We start from the raw sequence: 20,151 nt of genomic DNA, 5'->3' as shown, positions 1-20,151 counted from the left end.
TGGACTGCTCCCAAAGCAGTTGGACACCAAGCCAACTCTTGAGGGCATGCCACAGCGTGGGAGCGGGCTTGCCCCGCGATGAGGTTTGAATCAGCGAGCGAACGCCTGGTGCATCTCGGCCAGGGTCTCGAAATGGAATGCTGGCGACTCGGCTTCCAGTTCTTCCCGGCTACCGAACCCATAGCCCACCGCCACGGCCTGTAACCCATTGCTGCGCGCACCGATCAGGTCATGCTTGCGGTCGCCGATCATCAAGGTCTGCGCCGGGTCCAGCCCTTCTTCGTCCAGCAGGTGGCGAATCAGCTCGACCTTGTTGGTGCGGGTGCCGTCCAGCTCGCTGCCGTAGATCACCTTGAAGTGCTGGTCGAACTCGAAATGCCGGGCGATCTCGCGGGCATACACCCACGGCTTGGAAGTGGCGATATACAGGGTGCGGCCCTGGCCGTTGAGCGCCTGCAGCAACTGCGGCACGCCGTCGAACACCAGGTTCTCGTACAACCCGGTGACCTTGAAGCGCTCGCGGTAGAAGTTCACCGCGTCCCAGGCCTTGGCCTCGTCGAAGCCATAGAACTGCATGAAGGCCTGCAACAGGGGTGGGCCGATGAAGTGCTCGAGGCGGGTCAGGTCCGGCTCGTCGATGCCCAGCTTGGCCAGGGCGTACTGGATCGAGCGGGTGATCCCTGAGCGCGGGTCGGTCAGGGTGCCGTCGAGGTCGAAGAGGATGTTCTGTTGGTGCATGGGGCTGTCCACTCTGGTGTTCGTCAGGACGCCCTCGCGGGGCAAGCCCGCTCCCACGCAGGCCATGCAAGGATCGTGGGAGCGGGCTTGCCCCGCGATGGGGTCATTCCGGTTGGTCGTAGCCTTCGGCCAGGTGCTGGTCCTTGAGCTTCACGTAGTTGCCGGCGCTGTAGGGGAAGAACGCGTGTTCCTGCTCGCTCAGCAGGCGCACCTGTTTCACCGGGCTGCCCATGTACAGGTAGCCGCTGATCAGGCGCTTGCCCGGCGGCACCAGGCTGCCGGCGCCGATGATCACCTCGTCCTCGACGATGGCGCCGTCCATGATGGTGCTGCCCATGCCGACCAGGATGCGGTTGCCCAGGGTACAGCCATGCAGCATGACTTTGTGACCGATGGTCACCTCGTCACCGATGATCAGCGGAAAACCGTCGGGGTTGAATGGCCCGGCGTGGGTGATGTGCAGCACGCTGCCGTCCTGCACGCTGGTGCGCGCGCCGATGCGGATGCGGTGCATGTCGCCGCGCACCACGGTCAGCGGCCAGATCGAGCTGTCCTCGCCGATCTCGACGTCGCCGATGACCACCGCCGAGCGGTCGACGAAGGCCCGTGCTCCCACTTTCGGCGTGTGTTGCTGGAAGGTCCGGAGGGCCATGATAGTGTTCCTCTGCAATGCCGATAGGCAGGCTGCCTGCTGCGGTCGGCGTCGATTGTAATTAAGATGGTCCCGTGTTTCTCCTGCCAAGGTACCCGAACCGTGAGTGCGAACAACCCGCTGCTGCAGTCCCATGATCTGCCGCCCTTCTCGGCAATCCGCGCCGAGCATGTGCTGCCGGCGATCGAGCAGATCCTCGCCGACAACCGCAAGGCCATCGCCGAGATCCTCGAAAAGCAGGGCAAGAACCCGACCTGGGCCGGCCTGGTGCTGGCGATGGACGAACTCAACGACCGCCTGGGCGCCGCCTGGAGCCCGGTCAGCCACCTCAATGCGGTGTGCAACAGCCAGGAACTGCGCGAGGCCTACGAGTCATGCCTGCCGGCCCTGAGCGCCTATTCCACCGAACTGGGCCAGAACCGTGCCCTGTTCGAAGCCTATGAAGCCCTGGCCGCCAGCCCCGAAGCCGCCGGCTTCGACGTGGCGCAAAAGACCATCATCGACCACGCCCTGCGCGACTTCCGCCTGTCGGGCATCGACCTGCCGACCGACAAGCAGCAGCGCTACGCCGAAGTGCAGAGCAAGCTCAGCGAGCTGGGCAGCCGCTTCTCCAACCAGTTGCTCGACGCCACCCAGGCCTGGACCAAGCACGTCACCGACGAGGCCGCCCTCGCCGGCCTGACCGATTCGGCCAAGGCGCAGATGGCCGCCGCCGCCCAGGCCAAGGGCCTCGACGGCTGGCTGATCACCCTGGAATTCCCCAGCTACTACGCGGTGATGACCTACGCCGACGACCGCGCCCTGCGCGAAGAGCTGTACGCCGCCTACTGCACCCGCGCCTCCGACCAGGGCCCGAACGCCGGCCAGTTCGACAACGGCCCGGTGATGGAAGAAATCCTCGACCTGCGCCAGGAGCTCGCCGAGCTGCTGGGCTACCCGAACTTCGCCGAGCTGAGCCTGGCCACCAAGATGGCCGAGTCCAGCGACCAGGTGCTGAGCTTCCTGCGTGACCTGGCCAAGCGTTCCAAGCCGTTCGCCGCCCAGGATCTGGAGCAGCTTAAAGCTTATGCCGCCGAGCAGGGCACCCCGGAGCTGGCCAGCTGGGACGCCGGCTACTTCGGCGAGAAGCTGCGCGAACAGCGCTACAGTGTGTCGCAGGAAGCCCTGCGCGCCTATTTCCCGATCGACAAGGTACTGTCCGGCCTGTTCGCCATCGTCCAGCGCCTGTACGGCATCGAGATCGCCGAGCTCAAGGGCTTCGACAGCTGGCACCCGGACGTGCGCCTGTTCGAGATCAAGGAAAACGGCCAGCACGTCGGCCGCTTCTTCTTCGACCTCTATGCCCGCGCCAACAAGCGTGGCGGCGCCTGGATGGACGGTGCCCGCGATCACCGCCGCACCGCAGCAGGCTCGCTGCAGAGCCCGGTGGCCAACCTGGTGTGCAACTTCACCCCGGCCACGCCCGGCAAGCCTGCGCTGCTGACCCACGACGAAGTCACCACCCTGTTCCACGAGTTCGGCCATGGCCTGCACCACCTGCTGACCCGCATCGAGCATGCCGGCGTGTCCGGCATCAACGGCGTGGCCTGGGACGCGGTGGAGCTGCCCAGCCAGTTCATGGAAAACTGGTGCTGGGAGCCCGAGGGCCTGGCGCTGATTTCCGGCCACTACGAGACCGGCGAGCCGCTGCCGCAAGACCTGCTGGACAAGATGCTGGCGGCGAAGAACTTCCAGTCCGGCATGATGATGGTGCGCCAGCTGGAGTTCTCGCTGTTCGACTTCGAGCTGCACGCCACCCACGGCGACGGCCGCGGCGTGCTGCAGGTGCTCGAAGGCGTGCGCGACGAGGTCTCGGTGATGCGTCCGCCGGCCTACAACCGCTTCCCCAACAGCTTCGCGCACATCTTCGCCGGCGGCTACGCGGCGGGTTACTACAGCTACAAGTGGGCCGAAGTGCTGTCGGCCGATGCCTTCTCGCGCTTCGAGGAAGAAGGTGTGTTGAACGCCGAGACCGGCCGTGCCTTCCGCGAAGCCATCCTGGCCCGTGGCGGCTCCCGCGAGCCGATGGTGCTGTTCGTCGACTTCCGCGGCCGTGAGCCTTCCATCGATGCACTGTTGCGCCACAGCGGCCTCACCGAGGACGCGGCGTGAGTGAGGTAGCCGTGAGCAAGAGCAAGCGACGTTTCATCGCCGGGGCGGTATGCCCGGCGTGCAGCGAGATGGACAAGCTGATGATGTGGAACGAGGACGGCGTGCCGCACCGCGAGTGCGTGGCCTGCGGGTTCACCGACACCCTGAACGAACAGGGCCTGTCGGTACCCTCGGAGCTAGGCACACGGGTCAACCACCTGGCGCCCAAGGCGGCGCCGGCCAAGGTGCAGACCGTGCAGTTCTTCCCCAATCCGAAGCTGAAGAAGCCGCAGGATTGAAGGTGGATCACGCGGCATGCGTGGGAGCGGGCTTGCCCCGCGATAATCGGTTGTAGCTATCCAGTCGAACCCGGATTACTGTATATAAATACAGTAATCCGGGTTCTCATCATGAAACCAGCCCCCATTCGTGGCCGCGGCACCGCCGACAACCCCCACAACCGCTTCGCCCCGAGCGTTTCAGTGGTCGAGGACGATGGCTGGTACCAGGAAGTCCCACTCACCCAGGGCACCGAGGTGCGGATCGAGACGGCCAAGACCATCATCGCCCGCAACACCTCCCCCGACCTGCCCTTCGACCGCTCCATCAACCCCTACCGCGGTTGCGAACACGGCTGCATCTACTGCTATGCCCGCCCCAGCCACGCCTACTGGGACCTCTCTCCCGGTCTCGATTTCGAAACCAGGCTGATCGCCAAGACCAATGCCGCCGAGGTACTTGAACAGCAATTGAGCAAGCCCGGTTACGTCTGTGCGCCAATCAACCTGGGTTCCAACACCGACCCCTACCAACCCATCGAGCGTGAGCACCAGCTCACCCGACGCCTGCTCGAAGTGCTGCTGCGCTACCGCCACCCGGTGACCATCGTCACCAAGGGCTCGCTGATACTGCGCGACCTTGATCTGATCAGCGAACTGGCCAGCCAGCGCCTGGTGCGGGTAATGATCAGCCTCACCACCCTCGACGATGAGTTAAAGCGCACCCTCGAACCCCGCGCGGCCGCCCCCAAGGCGCGTTTGCGGGCGATCCGCGTGCTGCGCGAGGCCGGCGTTCCGGTGGGCGTGCTGTGTTCGCCGATGATCCCGATGATCAACGACAGCGAGCTGGAGCACCTGCTGGAGGCGGCGAAGGAGGCCGGCGCACAGAGCGCGGCATACATGATGCTGCGCCTGCCGCTGGAGGTGGCGCCGTTGTTCGAGCAATGGCTGCAGGATCACTACCCGCAGCGGGCCGCGCATGTGCTGAGCCTGATCCGCCAGAGCCGGGGGGGTGAGTTGTATGACAGCCGTTTCGGCGCCCGGATGCGCGGCGAGGGAGTGTTCGCCGAGCTGTTGGCCCAGCGCTTTCGCAAGGCAGCCAGGCGGCTGGGGTTCGAGGGGCGTGAGGAACTGCAGCTCGATTGCACCGCCTTCAGCGTCCCGGGCGCACAGATGGCGTTGTTCTAGCAGCGTAATCTCTCGGATCAGGAGCTATAAGTACAACTAAGACAACCCAACAATTTCACTCATGAAGCTTGGCATCTGATGCTTTTTTGCTATTATCCAGCACTCCCCTCGCCCATCTAGAACGCCCGTTCTAGAGCCTGCGCAATTAAGTTTCAGTTAAGTTTCCTACGCTAGCGTGAGTCATGAGTCAGCAGTGACTGTGATTATTTACCCGTGCGCGTCATCTAAATCCCCGCGTCACCCCAATCTTTCCCCGGTAACATGGAATTCACTTTCAAACCGTCAAGAGGATGAATCATGCCCGTCAAGGACCCATCCAAGGTTGTCCCGGCCGCACCCGCCGAAAGCGCCGATGCCGCCCTCAAGCATATCGTCGACGGCTTCCTGCGGTTCCACACCGAAGTCTTCCCCGAGCAGCAAGAGCTGTTCAAGAAACTGGCCACCGCGCAGAAGCCGCGCGCCATGTTCATCACCTGCGCCGACTCGCGCATCGTGCCTGAACTGATCACCCAGAGTTCGCCGGGCGACCTGTTCGTCACCCGTAACGTCGGCAACGTCGTGCCGCCGTATGGCCAGATGAACGGCGGTGTGTCGAGCGCCATCGAATATGCGGTGCTGGCCCTGGGCGTGCATCACATCATCGTCTGCGGCCACTCCGACTGCGGCGCCATGCGCGCGGTGCTCAACCCGCATTCGTTGGACAAGATGCCGACTGTCGCGGCCTGGCTGCGCCACGCCGAGGTGGCGCGTACCGTGGTCGAAGACAATTGCTCCTGCGACACCCCGCACGAAAGCATGCAGTTGGTGACCAAGGAAAACGTCATCGCCCAGCTGCACCACCTGCGCACCCACCCATCGGTGGCCTCGCGCCTGGCTGCGGGCCAGTTGCACATCCATGGCTGGCTGTATGACATCGAGACCAGCCAGATCGAAGCCTACGATGCCGCCAGCGATCGCTTCCTGCCGCTGACCGCAGGTCAGCCGATCCCCTCTGCCACACCGAGAGGCCGCTACTAAGCGACCCGAACACGCTGAACAAGCCTTGATTGCCGGCTGCACCCGATGGGTGCGGCGCGGCCTTCGCCTGCCTTGAATCTCCCTGAATGCCTTGCCGGCAGACCCGCTGGCGGCCCGCGCCTGCGCGTCATTCAGGGTTCCCCGTGCTAGCGGCCAGCGGAATGGCCGTGAATCGACAAAGGAGCTACATGGTGAACATGACACAGATAAAGGCGGCCCTGCCGCGCGAGCTGCTGGCTTCGGTGGTGGTCTTCCTGGTCGCCCTGCCGTTGTGCATGGGCATTGCCATTGCCTCGGGCATGCCGCCGGCCAAAGGACTGATCACCGGCATCATCGGCGGTATCGTGGTGGGTTTTCTCGCCGGCTCGCCTTTGCAGGTCAGCGGCCCGGCGGCGGGGCTGGCGGTGCTGGTGTTCGAGCTGGTGCGCCAGCATGGCATGGCCATGCTCGGGCCGATCCTGTTGCTGGCCGGTCTGCTGCAACTGCTGGCCGGGCGCCTGCGCCTGGGCTGTTGGTTCCGGGTCACGGCGCCGGCGGTGGTGTACGGCATGCTCGCCGGGATCGGCGTGCTGATCGTGCTGTCCCAGGTGCATGTGATGTTCGACACGGCGCCACAGCCTTCGGGCGTGGACAACCTGCTGGGCTTCCCGGCGACGCTGGCTTCGGCCCTGCCGCTGGAAAGCGCGGGCAACGGCTGGCAGGCCGGCGCGCTAGGGCTGGGCACGATCGCCATCATGTGGGGCTGGGAGCGTCTGCGCCCGCAACGCCTGCGCTTCATTCCCGGAGCCCTGCTCGGGGTGGCGGCGATGACCGCTGTCAGCCTGTGGTTGGCGCTGCCGGTCAACCGCGTTCAGGTGCCGGCCGATCTGTCCGAAGCCATCGACTGGCTGCGTCCGGATGACCTGCTCAAGTTGGCCGACCCGACCCTGCTGGTGGCGGCTTTCGCCCTGGCCTTCATCGCCAGTGCCGAAACCTTGCTGTCCGCCGCCGCCGTCGACCGCATGCACAGCGGCCAGCGTTCGGACTTCGACCGTGAGCTGTCGGCGCAGGGCATCGGCAACATGCTCTGCGGGGTGCTCGGTGCGCTGCCGATGACCGGGGTGATCGTGCGCAGTTCGGCCAACGTCCAGGCCGGCGCGCAGACCCGGGCCTCGGCGATATTCCATGGGCTCTGGCTGCTGGCCTTCGTGGTGGCGCTGAGCAGCGTGCTGCAGCAGATCCCAGTGGCCAGCCTGGCCGGGGTGTTGGTCTATACCGGGGTCAAGCTGGTGGACTTCAAGGCGTTCCGTGGGCTGGGCCGTTATGGGCGGATGCCGATGTTCACCTATGCGGCGACTGCATTGGCGATCATCTTCACCGACCTGTTGACCGGCGTATTGCTGGGCTTTGCCCTGACCCTGCTGAAGCTGGCGCTGAAGGCGGCGCGGTTGAAGATCAACCTGGTGGCGTTGGGTACGCCGGGGCACATGGAGTTGCGCCTGAGCGGTGCGGCGACCTTTCTCAAGGTACCGGCGTTGACCCAGGTGCTGGATACGGTGCCGGAGGGGACCACGTTGCATGTGCCGTTGGGCAACCTGAGCTATATCGACCATTCCTGCCTGGAACTTCTGGAGGATTGGGGACGCAGTGGCGCGGCCAAGGGCTCGCGGTTGGTGCTGGAGCAGCGGCGTTTGAAGCGGCGGGTCGAGGGACGGTTGCGGACTACGGCAGGGGTTGGGGCTTAGCCTGGGAGATCGCTGAGGCCGCTTTGCGGCCCTTTCGCGGCACAAGGCCGCTCCTACAAGGGAACGCGATTTCTTGTAGGAGCGGCCTTGTGCCGCGAAAGGGCTGCGCAGCAGCCCCGGCGATTTCGAATGTTACTCAGGCCGATTGGCCCAGCTCGACCCCAAGCTGGCGCGACAGGCACGGCCAGCGCTTCCACGCAGCACCAGTTGCCGGGCTCGACAGCTTGTCGCGGTAGGCTTCCACCGACTCGGCGGCGAAACTCTCGTCATCAAGCATCTCATCCACCGAATGGTGCACCACCTCATCCAGCTGGTTGGCAAACGTCTCGCCGATCAGCTGATGGGCGATCAGGTTGGCGACCGTGGTATCCACCGGGATCAGCGGCTGCTGGAAATGGCGGATATACAGGTCGTTGACCTCCTCGACCAGGCGATGCGCCAGGTAGGCCTCGTCCAGCAGGCAATCCAGCCCGACCTGCCCCGCCATCACGCTCGGCGGTTGCAGGAAGTAGGCCTCGGCAATCTTCAGTACCGGCTTGATCTGCGTCTCGATGCCGGCTTCGAGCGCCACGTTGTGCGCGGCCTCGAGCAGTTCCGGAACCTCGTTGATGTAGGCGCCGACAAAGCGCGCCAAGGTACCCTGGGCATCCTGCTGGGGTAGTTGGATCGATGGATGCAGGTGTGGCAGTTGCAGTTCGAGGCGGGCTTTCAGTTGGCCTGTGCGGCGCTCATGTTGATGGGCATTTTCGATCTGCTCGCGTACAGCAGCGATGTTCATGACAACTCCAGGGACAAGGCGTTACAAACGGAAGACACTAAGTTAGCTTGCTTACGAGAATCGCTAAGACGCATTTGTTATATCGCTGAGATACGTGTAGGAAATTGGCTATATCAAAGTGCCATTATTGTGCCCCGGCCCAGTATCCATGCGGCTTTCAGCGCAAACGTTTGGTTGCGTGAAGATCATTTCAAGCCCTGCGTTGCGCCCCATTGGTCGGTGTCTATACTCCGGGTGAAACGTGATTCGTTGATGAGGCCCGACTGCCTTAAGCAGGGGGCTCGGTCGTCGAAGCCAGGCAGTCTTGGCCACCGTTCCCCCCTTTGTCGTAGCAGGTCGTCCACGCCTCCGGGACTACAAGAACGATAAGGGGAACCCGCAATGATGCGACATCCACATGTCTGGATGGGCCTGTTGCTGTGGTCGGTTTTCGGTCAGGCACAGGCAGCATGGACGGTGAACATGGCGCCCGGGGCGACGGATGTCTCCCACGCAGTGTTCGACCTGCACATGACCATCTTCTGGATCTGCGTGATCATCGGCATCGTGGTGTTCGGCGCGATGTTCTGGTCGATGGTCATCCACCGCCGCTCGACCGGGCAGCAGGCCGCGCACTTCCACGAGCACACCTGGGTCGAGATCCTCTGGACCGTCGTGCCCTTCCTGATCCTCGTGGCCATGGCCATTCCGGCCACCAAGACCCTGATCGACATCTACGACGCCAGCGACTCGGACATCGATATCCAGGTCACCGGCTACCAGTGGAAGTGGCACTACAAGTACCTGGGCCAGGACGTCGAGTTCTTCAGCAACCTGGCCACTCCCGCCGAGCAGATCCACAACAAGTCGCCGAAGGACGAGCACTACCTGCTCGAGGTCGACCAGCCGCTGGTGCTGCCGGTGGGCGCCAAGGTGCGCTTCCTGGTGACCGCCGCCGACGTCATCCATTCCTGGTGGGTGCCGGCCTTCGCGGTCAAGCGCGACGCCATCCCCGGCTTCGTCAACGAGGCCTGGACCCGGGTCGAGAAGCCGGGCATCTACCGTGGCCAGTGCACCGAGCTGTGCGGCAAGGACCACGGCTTCATGCCGGTGGTGGTGGAGGTGAAGTCCAAGGCCGACTACGACACCTGGCTTGGCGAGCGCAAGGCCGAGGCGGCCAAGCTCAAGGAGCTGACCAGCAAGGAATGGACCCTCGAAGAGCTGGTCGCGCGCGGCGACAAGGTCTACCACACCACCTGCGTGGCCTGTCACCAGGCCGAAGGCCAGGGCCTGCCGCCGATGTTCCCGGCGCTCAAGGGCTCGAAGATCGCCACCGGGCCCAAGGAAGCCCACCTGGGCATCGTCTTCCACGGCAAGCCCGGCACCGCCATGGCGGCGTTCGGCAAGCAGCTCTCGGAAGTCGACATCGCCGCCGTGGTCACCTACGAGCGCAACGCCTGGGGCAACAACAAGGGTGACATGGTCACGCCGAAGGACGTGCTGGCGCTCAAGCAGGCGGAAAGCAAATGAACCGGTGCCTTAGGGTTGCAGGAGACAGGACATGAGTGCAGTGATCGACGACCACGCCCACGGTCATGAACACGCCCACGGCCCGGCCAAGGGTCTGATGCGCTGGGTGCTGACCACCAACCACAAGGACATCGGCACGATGTACCTGTGGTTCGCCTTCAGCATGTTCCTGCTCGGCGGCTCGTTCGCCATGGTGATCCGCGCCGAGCTGTTCCAGCCCGGCCTGCAGATCGTCGAGCCGGCGTTCTTCAACCAGATGACCACCATGCACGGGCTGATCATGGTATTCGGCGCGGTGATGCCGGCCTTCGTCGGCCTGGCCAACTGGATGATCCCGCTGATGATCGGCGCGCCGGACATGGCCCTGCCGCGGATGAACAACTTCAGCTTCTGGCTGCTGCCGGCGGCGTTCCTGCTGCTGGTCTCGACCCTGTTCAGCCCCGGCGGCGGGCCGAACTTCGGCTGGACCTTCTACGCCCCGCTGTCGACCACCTACGCCCCGGCCAGCGTGACCTTCTTCATCTTCGCCATCCACCTGATGGGCATCAGCTCGATCATGGGCGCGATCAACGTGATCGCCACCATCCTCAACCTGCGCGCCCCGGGCATGACCCTGATGAAGATGCCGCTGTTCGTCTGGACCTGGCTGATCACCGCGTTCCTGCTGATCGCGGTGATGCCGGTGCTGGCCGGCGTGGTGACCATGATGCTGATGGACATCCACTTCGGCACCAGCTTCTTCAGCGCCGCCGGCGGTGGCGACCCGGTCTTGTTCCAGCACGTGTTCTGGTTCTTCGGTCACCCCGAGGTGTACATCATGATCCTGCCGGCCTTCGGCGCGGTCAGCTCGATCATCCCGGCGTTCTCGCGCAAGCCGCTGTTCGGCTACACCTCGATGGTCTATGCCACCGGCGCGATTGCCTTCCTGTCGTTCATTGTCTGGGCCCACCACATGTTCGTGGTCGGCATCCCGGTGGTGGGCGAGCTGTTCTTCATGTACGCGACCATGCTGATCGCCGTACCCACCGGGGTGAAGGTGTTCAACTGGGTCAGCACCATGTGGGAAGGCTCGTTGACCTTCGAGACACCGATGCTGTTCGCCATCGCCTTCGTCATCCTGTTCACCATCGGCGGCTTCTCCGGCTTGATGCTGGCCATCGCGCCTGCGGACTTCCAGTACCACGACACCTACTTCGTGGTCGCCCACTTCCACTATGTGCTGGTGCCCGGGGCGATCTTCGGCATCTTCGCCTCGGCCTACTACTGGCTGCCGAAGTGGACCGGCCACATGTATGACGAAACCCTCGGCAAGCTGCATTTCTGGCTGTCGTTCGTCGGCATGAACCTGGCCTTCTTCCCCATGCACTTCGTCGGCCTGGCCGGCATGCCGCGCCGGATCCCGGACTACAACCTGCAGTTCGCCGACTTCAACATGGTCTCGTCGGTGGGCGCGTTCATGTTCGGCGCCACGCAGATCTTCTTCCTGTTCATCGTCATCAAGTGCATACGCGGCGGCGCGCCGGCAGCAGCCAAGCCCTGGGACGGTGCAGAAGGCCTGGAGTGGTCGGTCCCGTCGCCGGCGCCCTACCACACCTTCCAGACCCCGCCGGAAGTGAAGTAGGAGCCTGCCCATGGACGGCCTGTCGCTCAAACGCCTGGTCAGCCGCCTGCTGATGCTGACCGTGGTGATGTTCGCCTTCGGTTTCGCCCTGGTGCCGATCTACGACGTGATGTGCAAGGCCTTCGGCATCAATGGCAAGACCGGTGGGCAATACGCGGGCACCCAGGTGAGCGACCCGTCGCGTTCGGTGCGGGTGCAGTTCATGTCCACCAACGCCGGTGACATGAGTTGGGAATTCCATTCCACCGCCGACCAGATCGAGGTCAACCCGGGGGCGGTGAACCAGATGATCTTCATCGCCCGCAACCCGACCAACCAGCCGATGAGTGCCCAGGCCATTCCCAGCATCACCCCGGCCGAGGCCGCGGCGTACTTCCACAAGACCGAGTGCTTCTGCTTCACCCAGCAGGTGCTGCAGCCGGGCGAGCGCATCGAGATGCCGGTGCGCTTCATCGTCGACCGCGACCTGCCGGAGTCGGTGAAGCACCTGACCCTGGCCTACACCCTGTTCGACATCACCGCTCGCCACCCGCCGGTCGCCCATGCCGCGACCGAGGCCGCCCGTTGAGGGAAGGAGATCAAGCATGGCAAGCCACGAGCACTACTACGTCCCGGCGCAGAGCAAGTGGCCGATCATCGCCACGATCGGCATGTTCATCACCGTGTTCGGCCTGGGCACCTGGTTCAACGACCTCAAGGCCGGCCACCCGGAATCCCATGGGCCACTGATCTTCTTCGTCGGTGGGCTGTTCCTGGCGTACATGCTGTTCGGCTGGTTCGGCGCGGTGATCAAGGAGAGCCATGCCGGGCTGTACAGCGCGCAGATGGATCGCTCGTTCCGCTGGGGCATGAGCTGGTTCATCTTCTCCGAGGTGATGTTCTTCCTGGCCTTCTTCGGCGCGCTGTTCTACGTGCGGGTGCTGGCCGGGCCGTGGCTGGGGGGCGATGGAGCCAAGGGCGTGGCGCACATGCTCTGGCCCAACTTCGAGTTCGTCTGGCCGCTGCTGCACACGCCGGACCCGAAACTGTTCCCGCCACCGAAGGAAGTCATCGACCCGTGGCACCTGCCGCTGATCAACACCATCCTGCTGGTGAGCTCCAGCGTGACCGTGACCATTGCCCACCATGCCCTGCGCAAGGGCCATCGCGGTCCGCTGAAACTGTGGTTGGGGTTGACCATCCTGCTGGGGCTTGGGTTTCTCGCGCTGCAGGCCTACGAGTACCACGAGGCCTACAACAAGCTGGGGTTGACCCTGGGCTCGGGGATCTATGGCGCGACGTTCTTCATGCTTACGGGCTTCCACGGCGCCCACGTGACGCTGGGGACATTGATCCTGTTCGTGATGTTCTGCCGGGTGATGCGCGGGCACTTCGAGCCGGACAAGCACTTCGGCTTCGAGGCGGCGAGCTGGTACTGGCACTTCGTGGATGTGGTGTGGGTTGGGTTGTTCATTTTCGTGTATGTGCTCTGAACGGCGGCACGGCCCACTGTTGTAGGAGCGGCCTTGTGCCGCGAAAGGGCTGCGAAGCAGCCCCGGCGATTCTGCATGATGCCGAGATTCTGGGGCCGCTGCGCAGCCCCTTCGCGGCACAAGGCCGCTCCTACAGGAATCGAGGTAATTCAGAAGGGTGCGTGGGAGACCAACTGCCCGCTGATCAGCCCCCAGGCCACCAGCGCGATGGTCAGGGTGGCGAGGGCGACACGCACGGTAAGGGCCTTGAGCAGGCGGGTCGACTGGTCGTCGTCCTTGACCAGGAACACCAGGCCACTGAACAGGCTGGCGATGGTGGCCAGCAGCATCAGGACTATCGCGGCCTTGAGCATGGCGTAACTCCGGGGGATGCGGTGATGAATACAAGTATAGCGCTCGACCTGACGAGGCCCTGGTGAAGCCGTTTCGCCCCGGCCTGCTGCCGACCCTGGTGGTGCTCGCGCTGCTGCCGGGTCTGATCGCGCTCGGCTGCTGGCAGTTGCGCCGCGCCGACGAGAAGCGCGACGTGCTTGCCGCGTACACCGAGCGCCAGATCGAGGCGCCGGTCGCTGTCGATCAACTGCGCCAGCTGCCGGACCCGGCGTTCTACCCCGTACACCTGTATGGTCGCTTCGACGCCGCGCACAGCCTGTTGCTGGACAACCAGATGCGCGACGGCAAGGCCGGCGTCGAGCTGCTGCAACCCTTCCACGACCAGGCCAGCGGGCTGTGGCTGCTGGTCAACCGCGGCTGGCTGCCTTGGCCCGATCGCCGGGTGCCGGTGCGTTTCGACACCCCGGACCAGCCCCTGGCGCTGGGCGCCACCGTCTACGTGGCGCCGGGCAAGACCTTCCAGCTGCACCCGGACAACCCGGACGGACGCTGGCCGCAACTGCTGACGGCAATCGACCCGGCCGGGCTCTGGCAGCAGTTGGGCCGCGAAGGCTTCGCCCAGGAACTGCGCCTGCAGCCCGGCCCGGCCGCCTACCGCCTGGACTGGCCGGTGGTCGCCATGGGCCCGGAAAAGCACCAGGGCTACGCCGTGCAGTGGTTCGCCCTGGCCACCACGCTGGTGCTGCTCTACCTGTATTTCGGCTGGCATCACAACGACAAGGAGAACCGCCATGGCCGCCGCCACGAGTCCACTGGACGTGCCTGACCGCCGCAAGCCGCGGGGTCGTCTGCAACTGTTGCTGATCCTGTTCGTCGTGCTCGGGCCGATGATCCTCGCCACCTTCATGTACAAGCTCAAGTTCTGGGTGCCGGAGGGGCGCAGCTATCACGGCGTGATGATCGGCAACGGCGAGGGCCGCGCGGACATCGGCATCGATGCCCGGGACGAGCGCTGGCAGCTGCTGGTCAGCGCCCCCGAGGCCTGCGCCGAGGAGTGCCGGCAACTGGTGTACCTGGCCCGGCAGATCCAGGTCGGCCTGGGCCGCGACGCCAGCCGTGCCAGCCATGCCCTGGCGGCGGCCCAGCCGCTGGCCGCCGACTACCAGGCGCTGCTGGGCCGTGAATACCCGCAGTTGCAGCGCTACCCGCTGGACGCTCAGCGCTATGTGCAGAAAGTCGGCGAAGTAGGCCCGCAGCTGTGGATCGTCGACCCTCACGGCAACCTGGTGCTGCGCTACGACGCCAAGGTCAACGGCAAGCATGTGCTGGACGACCTGCGCCACCTGCTCAAGCTGTCCAACATCGGCTAGGAGGCCGCCATGGCCAGACCCGGATTCCGTCTCGCTGCGTTCGCCACCCTGCTGGCGCTGCTGGTGGTGCTGCTCGGCGCCTATACCCGGCTGACCCATGCCGGTCTCGGCTGCCCCGACTGGCCGGGGTGCTACGGCTTCATCAGCGTGCCCAAGACCGATGCCCAGCTGGCCCATGCCGAGCTGCACTTCCCCGAGCACCCGGTGGAAGAAGCCAAGGGCTGGGCCGAGATGGTCCATCGCTATTTCGCCGGCACCCTGGCGCTGGTGATTGCCCTGCTCGCCTTCCAGGCCGTGCGCCGGCATGCCCGCGAGGGCCAGCCCTACCGCCTGCCGGTATTGCTGCTGGCAGTGGTACTGGCCCAGGCGGCGTTCGGCATGTGGACGGTTACCTTGAAGCTTTGGCCCCAGGTAGTCACCGCGCACCTGCTCGGCGGGTTCACCACGGTGAGCCTGCTTTTCCTGCTGTCCCTGCGTCTATCCCGGGCCTTTGCGCCATTGCCGAAATTGCCGCTGAGCCTGCGCCGGATCGCCGCGCTGGCGCTGTTGGTGGTCATCGGCCAGATCGCCCTGGGGGGCTGGGTCAGCGCCAACTACGCGGCGGTGGCCTGCATCGACCTGCCCACCTGCCACGGCCAGTGGTGGCCGGCGGCGGACTTCAGCAACGGCTTCCACCTGACCCAGCACGTCGGCCCCAATTACCTCGGCGGGCAACTGGACAGTGACGCGCGCACCGCGATTCATATCAGCCATCGCCTGGGCGCGCTGCTGGTCATGCTGGTGTTGCTGACCTTGAGCTGGAAGCTGCACCGCCACGGTCTCGGTGGCCTGGCCCGCCTGGTGTTGCTGGCGCTGGCGCTGCAACTGGGCCTGGGCATCAGCAACGTGCTGTTCCACCTGCCCCTGGGCGTGGCCGTCGCGCACAACGCCGGCGGCGCCCTGCTGCTGCTGTGCATGGTGCTGGTCAACTACCGCATCCGCGTGGTCGACAAGGTCCGTGTGGGCCACGGCTGGCGCCTGACGCCAGTGACCGGCGTGCACCTTTCCCATCACATGAGGAACGATTCGTGGCGACGCTTCTGAGCACGGAACGCCAGCGCGCCGGATGGCGCGACTACATGGAGCTGACCAAACCGAAGGTGGTGGTGCTGATGCTGATCACCTCGCTGGTGGGCATGTTTCTCGCCACCCGCGCGGGGGTGGCCTGGAGCGTCCTGCTGTTCGGCAACCTGGGGATAGGCTTGTGCGCGGGGGCCGCGGCGGCGGTCAACCACGTGGTCGACCGCCGCGTCGATGCGCTGATGGCCCGCACCCACAAGCGCCCGCTGGCTCAGGGCCGGGTGGCGCCCCTGCCGACACTGCTGTTTGCCTTGCTGCTGGCCGTGGCGGGGATGGCCCTGCTGCTGGCGTTCACCAACCCCCTCACCGCCTGGCTCACCCTGGCCTCGCTGCTCGGTTACGCGGTGCTCTATACCGGCTTTCTCAAGCGTGCCACGCCGCAGAACATCGTGATCGGCGGCCTGGCAGGAGCGGCCCCGCCGTTGCTGGGCTGGGTGGCGGTCAGCGGGCACCTGGGCGCAGAACCGCTGCTGCTGGTGCTGATCATCTTCGCCTGGACGCCGCCGCACTTCTGGGCCCTGGCGATTCATCGCAAGGAGGAGTACGCAAAAGCTGATATTCCCATGCTCCCCGTTACCCACGGCGAGCGCTACACGGCCCTGCATATCCTGCTCTACACCTTGATATTGCTGGCGGTGAGCCTGTTGCCCTATGCCATCCACATGAGCGGGCCGCTGTACCTTGCCTGTGCCCTGGGGCTGGGCCTGCGCTTCCTGCATTGGTCCTGGGTGTTGTACCGTGGCACCCGGCCGCACGCGGCGATCAAGACGTTCAAGTACTCTATCGGCTACCTGTTCGCCCTGTTCATCGCGTTGCTCGTAGACCACTATCTGTTGCTGAACCTATGACCCGAACCCAGAAAACCGTCTTCATCCTCGTTGCCCTGGTCGCGCTGATCATGGGCCTGACCGTCAACAAGGTGCTCAACGACCGTGGTCAGTTGAACCCCACCGAGCTGATCGACGCCGGCATCATCCTGCTGCCGCAGAGCCGCACCGTGCCCGACGTGACCATGACCGACCAGAACGGCCAGCCGCTGGTGCTGGACCAGCTCAAGGGCAAGTGGTCGTTGCTGTTCTTCGGCTATACCTACTGCCCGGACATCTGCCCGACCACCCTGGCCCAGCTGCGCCAGGTGAAGAGCGAGCTGCCCAAGGAGGCGCTGGAGCGTTTGCAGGTGGTGCTGGTGAGCGTCGACCCGAACCGCGACACGCCGAACCAGCTCAAGCAGTACCTGGGTTACTTCGACAAGGATTTCGTCGGGGTGGCGGGGTCGATCGAGGACACCCAAAAGCTGGCCAATGCCTTGAGCATTCCGTTCATCCCAGCTGATACCAGCAAGCCGGGCTATACCGTGGATCACAGCGGCAACCTGGCGGTGGTCGGCCCGGACGGGCGCCAGCGTGGGTTCATCCGTGCGCCGTTCAACAACCAGAAGCTGGTGGCGCAGTTGCCGGGGCTTGTGAAGCGCGACTGACCGTTGAAATGAATCGCGGGGCCAGCCCGCTCCCACGCCAGAACGCAATCTGGCGTGGGAGCGGGCTGGCCCCGCGATGGGTGTTCGTTCCTCGGGCCTGCTGCGCAGGCCATCGCGGCACAAGGCCGCTCCTACAGAGGAATGCAATCTCCTGTAGGAGCGGCCTTGTGCCGCGATGGGCCGCAAAGCGGCCCCGGGGACATCAGCTTAGAACGCCGGAATCACCGCGCCCTTGTACTTCTCGGTGATGAACTGCTTCACCTCAGGCGAATGCAGGGCCGCAGCCAGCTTCTTCATGGCATCGGCGTCCTTGTTGTCCGGACGGGCCACCAGGATGTTCACGTAAGGCGAATCGCTGCCTTCGATCACCAGGGCGTCCTTCTCCGGATTCAGCTTGGCTTCCAGCGCATAGTTGGTGTTGATCAGCGCCAGGTCGACCTGGGTCAGCACGCGCGGGATGGTGGCCGCTTCCAGCTCGCGGAATTTCAGCTTCTTGTCGTTGCCGGTGATGTCCTTCACGGTCGACAGGATGTTCTTGCTGTCCTTGAGCTTGATCACGCCAGCCTTGTCCAGCAGCAGCAGGGCACGGCCGCCGTTGGTGGCGTCGTTGGGGATGACCACGGTGGCGCCGGATGGCAGTTCGTCGAGCTTCTTGTACTTGCTCGAGTAGGCGCCCAGCGGCTCCAGGTGCACGCCGGCAACGCTGACCAGCTGGGTGCCCTTGGCCTTGTTGAACTCATCCAGGTACGGCTGGTGCTGGAAGAAGTTGGCGTCCAGGCGTTTTTCTGCGACCTGCACGTTCGGCTGGATGTAATCGGTGAATTCCTTGACCTTCAGCTCCACGCCCTCTTTGGCCAGCTGTGGCTGGACGAACTTGAGGATCTCGGCGTGCGGCACCGGGGTGGCGGCGACGGTCAGGGTCTCGGCGTGGGCCGAGAAGGCCGCGACGGCGGCGACAACAGCAAGCAGCTTCTTCATTGATCACTCCTTGTGAGGGCCGCGACGGCCCCCGAACGGGTCGGCCAGGCCGACCCCATTGGGGTTACTTACGGGAAAAGTGCACGACCAGCTTGTCGCCGACGCTTTGCAGCACCTGCACCAGGATCAGCAGCAGGACCACGGTGACCACCATCACGTCGGTCTGGAAACGCTGGTAGCCGAAGCGGATGGCCAGGTCGCCCAGGCCGCCCGCGCCCACCACGCCGGCCATGGCGGTGTACGAGACCAGGGTGATGGCGGTGACGGTGATCGCCGCGAAGATGCCCGGACGGGCCTCCGGCAGCAAGGCGTTGGTGATGATCTGGCGGGTGGTGGCGCCCATCGACTGGGTGGCTTCGATGATGCCGCGATCCACCTCGCGCAGGGCAGTTTCCACCAGGCGCGCGAAGAACGGCGTGGCCCCCACCACCAGCGGAGGAATGGCCCCCGCGACACCCAGCGAGGTGCCGGTGATCAGGACCGTGATCGGGATCATCACGATCAGCAGGATGATGAACGGAAGCGAGCGCAGGATGTTCACCACCAGCGACAGCAGCGCGTAGACGCCCTTCTGCTCGAACATCTGCCGCGGCCCGCAGAGGAACAGCAGCACGCCAAGCGGCAGGCCCAGCAGCACGGTGAAGAACAGCGAGCCGAACAGCATGATCATGGTGTCGATGCTGGCCAGCCAGATTTCGGCCCAGTCGACGTTGGCGAAGAAATTCAGGGCGTCCATCAACGCAGTACCTCCATATGTACGTCAGCTGCAGTGAAGCGGGCGAATGCCGCGTCCATGTCTCCGCCGATCAGGGCGAGGGTCAGCTGGCCATAGGGAATGTCCTTGATGCGGTCGATGCGTCCGGCCAGGATGCTGTAGTCGACACCGGTTTCGCGGGCCACGGTGCCCAGCAGCGGCGCGTAGGTGGCGCAGCCCTGGAACGTCAGGCGCACGATGCGGCCCGGCACATGGGCGAAGTCGTCGCGTTGCTCGTTCTCGTCGACCTGCTCGTCCTCCTGGACGAAGCGTCGGGTGGTGGCGTGCTGCGGGTGCAGGAACACGTCGGCCACCGGGCCTTGCTCGACGATCTGCCCGGCGTCCATCACTGCCACGCGGTCGCAGACCCGGCGGATCACGTCCATCTCGTGGGTGATCAGCACGATGGTCAGCTTCAGTTCGCGGTTGATCTCGGCCAGCAGTTGCAGCACCGAGGCAGTGGTCTGCGGGTCGAGGGCGCTGGTGGCCTCGTCGCACAGCAGGATCTTCGGGTTGGTGGACAGGGCGCGGGCGATGCCGACGCGCTGCTTCTGTCCGCCCGACAGCTGCGCGGGGTACTTCTTGGCGTGCTCGGACAGGCCGACGCGGGCCAGCAGTTCGGTGACGCGCTTGTCGATCTCGCCTCGCGGCAACTCCCCGGCCAGCACCAGCGGCAGGGCGACGTTGTCGGCGACGGTCTTGGACGCCAGCAGGTTGAAGTGCTGGAAGATCATCCCGACCTGCTGGCGGAAGCGGCGCAGCTGGTTGGCGTCGAAGGCGGTGACGTCCTCGCCGTCGACCACGATCTTGCCGCCGGATGGCTCCTCGAGGCGGTTGATCAGACGCAGCATGGTGCTCTTGCCGGCACCGGAGTGGCCGATCAGGCCGAACACCTGGCCATCTTCGATGGTCAGGCTGGTCGGGTTCAGGGCCGGGATATCCCTACCGGCGACGCGGTAGGTCTTGTGGACATTTTGAAACTCGATCACTGAGCGAACCTTGTGGGGCGCATG

General features: G+C 64.8%; 21 protein-coding genes. 14 read left to right on the top strand and 7 right to left on the bottom strand.

Annotation, left to right across the window (positions count from 1 at the left end; all coding sequences use genetic code 11):
* Positions 1 to 90: 90 nt before the first annotated feature.
* Together K2O50_RS00515 and K2O50_RS00510 are read right to left on the bottom strand one after the other, a co-directional pair.
* Positions 91 to 738, bottom strand: coding sequence for an HAD family hydrolase (locus tag K2O50_RS00515; protein WP_050703174.1), 648 nt, complete (start codon positions 736 to 738; stop codon positions 91 to 93).
* A gap of 103 nt (positions 739 to 841) precedes the next feature.
* Entirely contained in the window at positions 842 to 1,390 is a 549-nt protein-coding gene (locus K2O50_RS00510; RefSeq protein ID WP_050703175.1) for a gamma carbonic anhydrase family protein, read from the bottom strand.
* 66 nt (positions 1,391 to 1,456) lie between these two features.
* Here K2O50_RS00510 and prlC point away from each other — a divergent pair, with 66 nt between their 5' ends.
* From prlC to K2O50_RS00485, 5 genes are all read left to right on the top strand, one after another.
* A complete protein-coding gene (gene prlC / locus K2O50_RS00505) occupies positions 1,457 to 3,541 on the top strand; it encodes an oligopeptidase A (protein ID WP_082337594.1) in 2,085 nt (694 codons plus the stop codon).
* Positions 3,542 to 3,609: 68 nt separating this feature from the next.
* Positions 3,610 to 3,819 carry a YheV family putative metal-binding protein gene (locus K2O50_RS00500; RefSeq protein ID WP_225933342.1) on the top strand — a complete coding sequence of 70 codons (210 nt, stop codon included), beginning with the start codon at positions 3,610 to 3,612 and terminating at the stop codon, positions 3,817 to 3,819.
* Positions 3,820 to 3,930: 111 nt separating this feature from the next.
* On the top strand, positions 3,931 to 4,986 hold the full coding sequence (locus K2O50_RS00495; RefSeq protein WP_276554471.1) for a PA0069 family radical SAM protein: 1,056 nt from the start codon (positions 3,931 to 3,933) through the stop codon (positions 4,984 to 4,986).
* A gap of 297 nt (positions 4,987 to 5,283) precedes the next feature.
* Positions 5,284 to 6,003, top strand: a complete 720-nt coding sequence (locus K2O50_RS00490) for a carbonic anhydrase (RefSeq protein WP_050703179.1) — start codon at positions 5,284 to 5,286, stop codon at positions 6,001 to 6,003.
* 188 nt (positions 6,004 to 6,191) lie between these two features.
* On the top strand, positions 6,192 to 7,727 hold the full coding sequence (locus tag K2O50_RS00485; RefSeq protein WP_276554470.1) for a SulP family inorganic anion transporter: 1,536 nt from the start codon (positions 6,192 to 6,194) through the stop codon (positions 7,725 to 7,727).
* Positions 7,728 to 7,863: 136 nt separating this feature from the next.
* On the opposite strand, the gene K2O50_RS00480 is transcribed toward K2O50_RS00485, so the two are convergent.
* Positions 7,864 to 8,505 (bottom strand): hypothetical protein, encoded by a 642-nt coding sequence (locus K2O50_RS00480; protein WP_050703180.1) that lies wholly within the window; start codon positions 8,503 to 8,505, stop codon positions 7,864 to 7,866.
* A 381-nt stretch (positions 8,506 to 8,886) separates the two neighbouring features.
* Here K2O50_RS00480 and coxB point away from each other — a divergent pair, with 381 nt between their 5' ends.
* The 4 genes from coxB to K2O50_RS00460 are packed head-to-tail and all read left to right on the top strand — an operon-like array spanning position 8,887 to position 13,107.
* Positions 8,887 to 10,014, top strand: coding sequence for a cytochrome c oxidase subunit II (gene coxB, locus K2O50_RS00475; protein WP_050703181.1), 1,128 nt, complete (start codon positions 8,887 to 8,889; stop codon positions 10,012 to 10,014).
* A 31-nt stretch (positions 10,015 to 10,045) separates the two neighbouring features.
* Positions 10,046 to 11,635, top strand: a complete 1,590-nt coding sequence (gene ctaD, locus K2O50_RS00470) for a cytochrome c oxidase subunit I (protein WP_050703182.1) — start codon at positions 10,046 to 10,048, stop codon at positions 11,633 to 11,635.
* A 10-nt stretch (positions 11,636 to 11,645) separates the two neighbouring features.
* The gene (locus tag K2O50_RS00465; RefSeq protein WP_050703183.1) at positions 11,646 to 12,203 is read left to right on the top strand and encodes a cytochrome c oxidase assembly protein; all 558 of its coding nucleotides are present in this window, start codon (positions 11,646 to 11,648) and stop codon (positions 12,201 to 12,203) included.
* 16 nt (positions 12,204 to 12,219) lie between these two features.
* Positions 12,220 to 13,107, top strand: a complete 888-nt coding sequence (locus K2O50_RS00460; RefSeq protein WP_050703184.1) for a cytochrome c oxidase subunit 3 — start codon at positions 12,220 to 12,222, stop codon at positions 13,105 to 13,107.
* Between the two features lie 149 nt (positions 13,108 to 13,256).
* Here K2O50_RS00460 and K2O50_RS00455 read toward each other — a convergent pair whose 3' ends face one another.
* Positions 13,257 to 13,460: a twin transmembrane helix small protein gene (locus tag K2O50_RS00455; protein WP_023628968.1), complete on the bottom strand. Its 204-nt coding sequence runs from the start codon at positions 13,458 to 13,460 to the stop codon at positions 13,257 to 13,259.
* Positions 13,461 to 13,522: 62 nt separating this feature from the next.
* On the opposite strand from K2O50_RS00455, the gene K2O50_RS00450 reads away from it, so the two are divergent.
* From K2O50_RS00450 to K2O50_RS00430, 5 genes are read left to right on the top strand one after another with little or no spacing between them, the layout of a single operon-like run.
* Entirely contained in the window at positions 13,523 to 14,266 is a 744-nt protein-coding gene (locus tag K2O50_RS00450; RefSeq protein WP_050703185.1) for an SURF1 family protein, read from the top strand.
* Positions 14,232 to 14,810, top strand: a complete 579-nt coding sequence (locus tag K2O50_RS00445; RefSeq protein ID WP_050703186.1) for a hypothetical protein — start codon at positions 14,232 to 14,234, stop codon at positions 14,808 to 14,810. The genes K2O50_RS00450 and K2O50_RS00445 overlap by 35 nt, the downstream gene beginning before the upstream one ends.
* Positions 14,811 to 14,819: 9 nt before the next feature.
* The gene (locus K2O50_RS00440; RefSeq protein WP_050703187.1) at positions 14,820 to 15,893 is read left to right on the top strand and encodes a heme A synthase; all 1,074 of its coding nucleotides are present in this window, start codon (positions 14,820 to 14,822) and stop codon (positions 15,891 to 15,893) included.
* Positions 15,894 to 15,928: 35 nt separating this feature from the next.
* Complete coding sequence (cyoE, locus tag K2O50_RS00435; RefSeq protein WP_409077838.1) at positions 15,929 to 16,777, top strand: heme o synthase; 849 nt, start codon at positions 15,929 to 15,931, stop codon at positions 16,775 to 16,777.
* Positions 16,774 to 17,406, top strand: coding sequence for an SCO family protein (locus K2O50_RS00430; RefSeq protein WP_028688687.1), 633 nt, complete (start codon positions 16,774 to 16,776; stop codon positions 17,404 to 17,406). The genes cyoE and K2O50_RS00430 overlap by 4 nt, the downstream gene beginning before the upstream one ends.
* Before the next feature lie 207 nt (positions 17,407 to 17,613).
* Here K2O50_RS00430 and K2O50_RS00425 read toward each other — a convergent pair whose 3' ends face one another.
* The 3 genes from K2O50_RS00425 to K2O50_RS00415 all read right to left on the bottom strand — a co-directional run bounded on the left by K2O50_RS00425 (position 17,614) and on the right by K2O50_RS00415 (position 20,127).
* Positions 17,614 to 18,384, bottom strand: a complete 771-nt coding sequence (locus tag K2O50_RS00425) for a MetQ/NlpA family ABC transporter substrate-binding protein (protein WP_050703189.1) — start codon at positions 18,382 to 18,384, stop codon at positions 17,614 to 17,616.
* Between the two features lie 64 nt (positions 18,385 to 18,448).
* Positions 18,449 to 19,120, bottom strand: coding sequence for a methionine ABC transporter permease (locus K2O50_RS00420; protein WP_050703190.1), 672 nt, complete (start codon positions 19,118 to 19,120; stop codon positions 18,449 to 18,451).
* Positions 19,120 to 20,127, bottom strand: a complete 1,008-nt coding sequence (locus tag K2O50_RS00415) for a methionine ABC transporter ATP-binding protein (RefSeq protein ID WP_050703191.1) — start codon at positions 20,125 to 20,127, stop codon at positions 19,120 to 19,122. The genes K2O50_RS00420 and K2O50_RS00415 overlap by 1 nt, the downstream gene beginning before the upstream one ends.
* Positions 20,128 to 20,151: the final 24 nt, after the last annotated feature.

Source organism: Pseudomonas sp. 2hn (assembly GCF_019646095.1).
Taxonomy (GTDB): Bacteria; Pseudomonadota; Gammaproteobacteria; order Pseudomonadales; family Pseudomonadaceae; genus Aquipseudomonas; species Aquipseudomonas peradeniyensis.
The sequence above is the reverse complement of the archived record's forward strand: the minus strand, read 5'-3'. Positions and strand labels throughout refer to the sequence as shown.

Bases quoted from the DNA above. Each gene is read 5' to 3' on its own strand.
- K2O50_RS00515 (WP_050703174.1), bottom strand. From the start codon at position 738: ATGCACCAACAGAACATCCTCTTCGACCTCGACGGCACCCTGACCGAC.
- K2O50_RS00510 (WP_050703175.1), bottom strand. From the start codon at position 1,390: ATGGCCCTCCGGACCTTCCAGCAACACACGCCGAAAGTGGGAGCACGG.
- prlC (WP_082337594.1), top strand. From the start codon at position 1,457: ATGGTCCCGTGTTTCTCCTGCCAAGGTACCCGAACCGTGAGTGCGAAC.
- K2O50_RS00500 (WP_225933342.1), top strand. From the start codon at position 3,610: ATGGACAAGCTGATGATGTGGAACGAGGACGGCGTGCCGCACCGCGAG.
- K2O50_RS00495 (WP_276554471.1), top strand. From the start codon at position 3,931: ATGAAACCAGCCCCCATTCGTGGCCGCGGCACCGCCGACAACCCCCAC.
- K2O50_RS00490 (WP_050703179.1), top strand. From the start codon at position 5,284: ATGCCCGTCAAGGACCCATCCAAGGTTGTCCCGGCCGCACCCGCCGAA.
- K2O50_RS00485 (WP_276554470.1), top strand. From the start codon at position 6,192: ATGGTGAACATGACACAGATAAAGGCGGCCCTGCCGCGCGAGCTGCTG.
- K2O50_RS00480 (WP_050703180.1), bottom strand. From the start codon at position 8,505: ATGAACATCGCTGCTGTACGCGAGCAGATCGAAAATGCCCATCAACAT.
- coxB (WP_050703181.1), top strand. From the start codon at position 8,887: ATGATGCGACATCCACATGTCTGGATGGGCCTGTTGCTGTGGTCGGTT.
- ctaD (WP_050703182.1), top strand. From the start codon at position 10,046: ATGAGTGCAGTGATCGACGACCACGCCCACGGTCATGAACACGCCCAC.
- K2O50_RS00465 (WP_050703183.1), top strand. From the start codon at position 11,646: ATGGACGGCCTGTCGCTCAAACGCCTGGTCAGCCGCCTGCTGATGCTG.
- K2O50_RS00460 (WP_050703184.1), top strand. From the start codon at position 12,220: ATGGCAAGCCACGAGCACTACTACGTCCCGGCGCAGAGCAAGTGGCCG.
- K2O50_RS00455 (WP_023628968.1), bottom strand. From the start codon at position 13,460: ATGCTCAAGGCCGCGATAGTCCTGATGCTGCTGGCCACCATCGCCAGC.
- K2O50_RS00445 (WP_050703186.1), top strand. From the start codon at position 14,232: ATGGCCGCCGCCACGAGTCCACTGGACGTGCCTGACCGCCGCAAGCCG.
- K2O50_RS00440 (WP_050703187.1), top strand. From the start codon at position 14,820: ATGGCCAGACCCGGATTCCGTCTCGCTGCGTTCGCCACCCTGCTGGCG.
- cyoE (WP_409077838.1), top strand. From the start codon at position 15,929: ATGGAGCTGACCAAACCGAAGGTGGTGGTGCTGATGCTGATCACCTCG.
- K2O50_RS00430 (WP_028688687.1), top strand. From the start codon at position 16,774: ATGACCCGAACCCAGAAAACCGTCTTCATCCTCGTTGCCCTGGTCGCG.
- K2O50_RS00425 (WP_050703189.1), bottom strand. From the start codon at position 18,384: ATGAAGAAGCTGCTTGCTGTTGTCGCCGCCGTCGCGGCCTTCTCGGCC.
- K2O50_RS00420 (WP_050703190.1), bottom strand. From the start codon at position 19,120: ATGGACGCCCTGAATTTCTTCGCCAACGTCGACTGGGCCGAAATCTGG.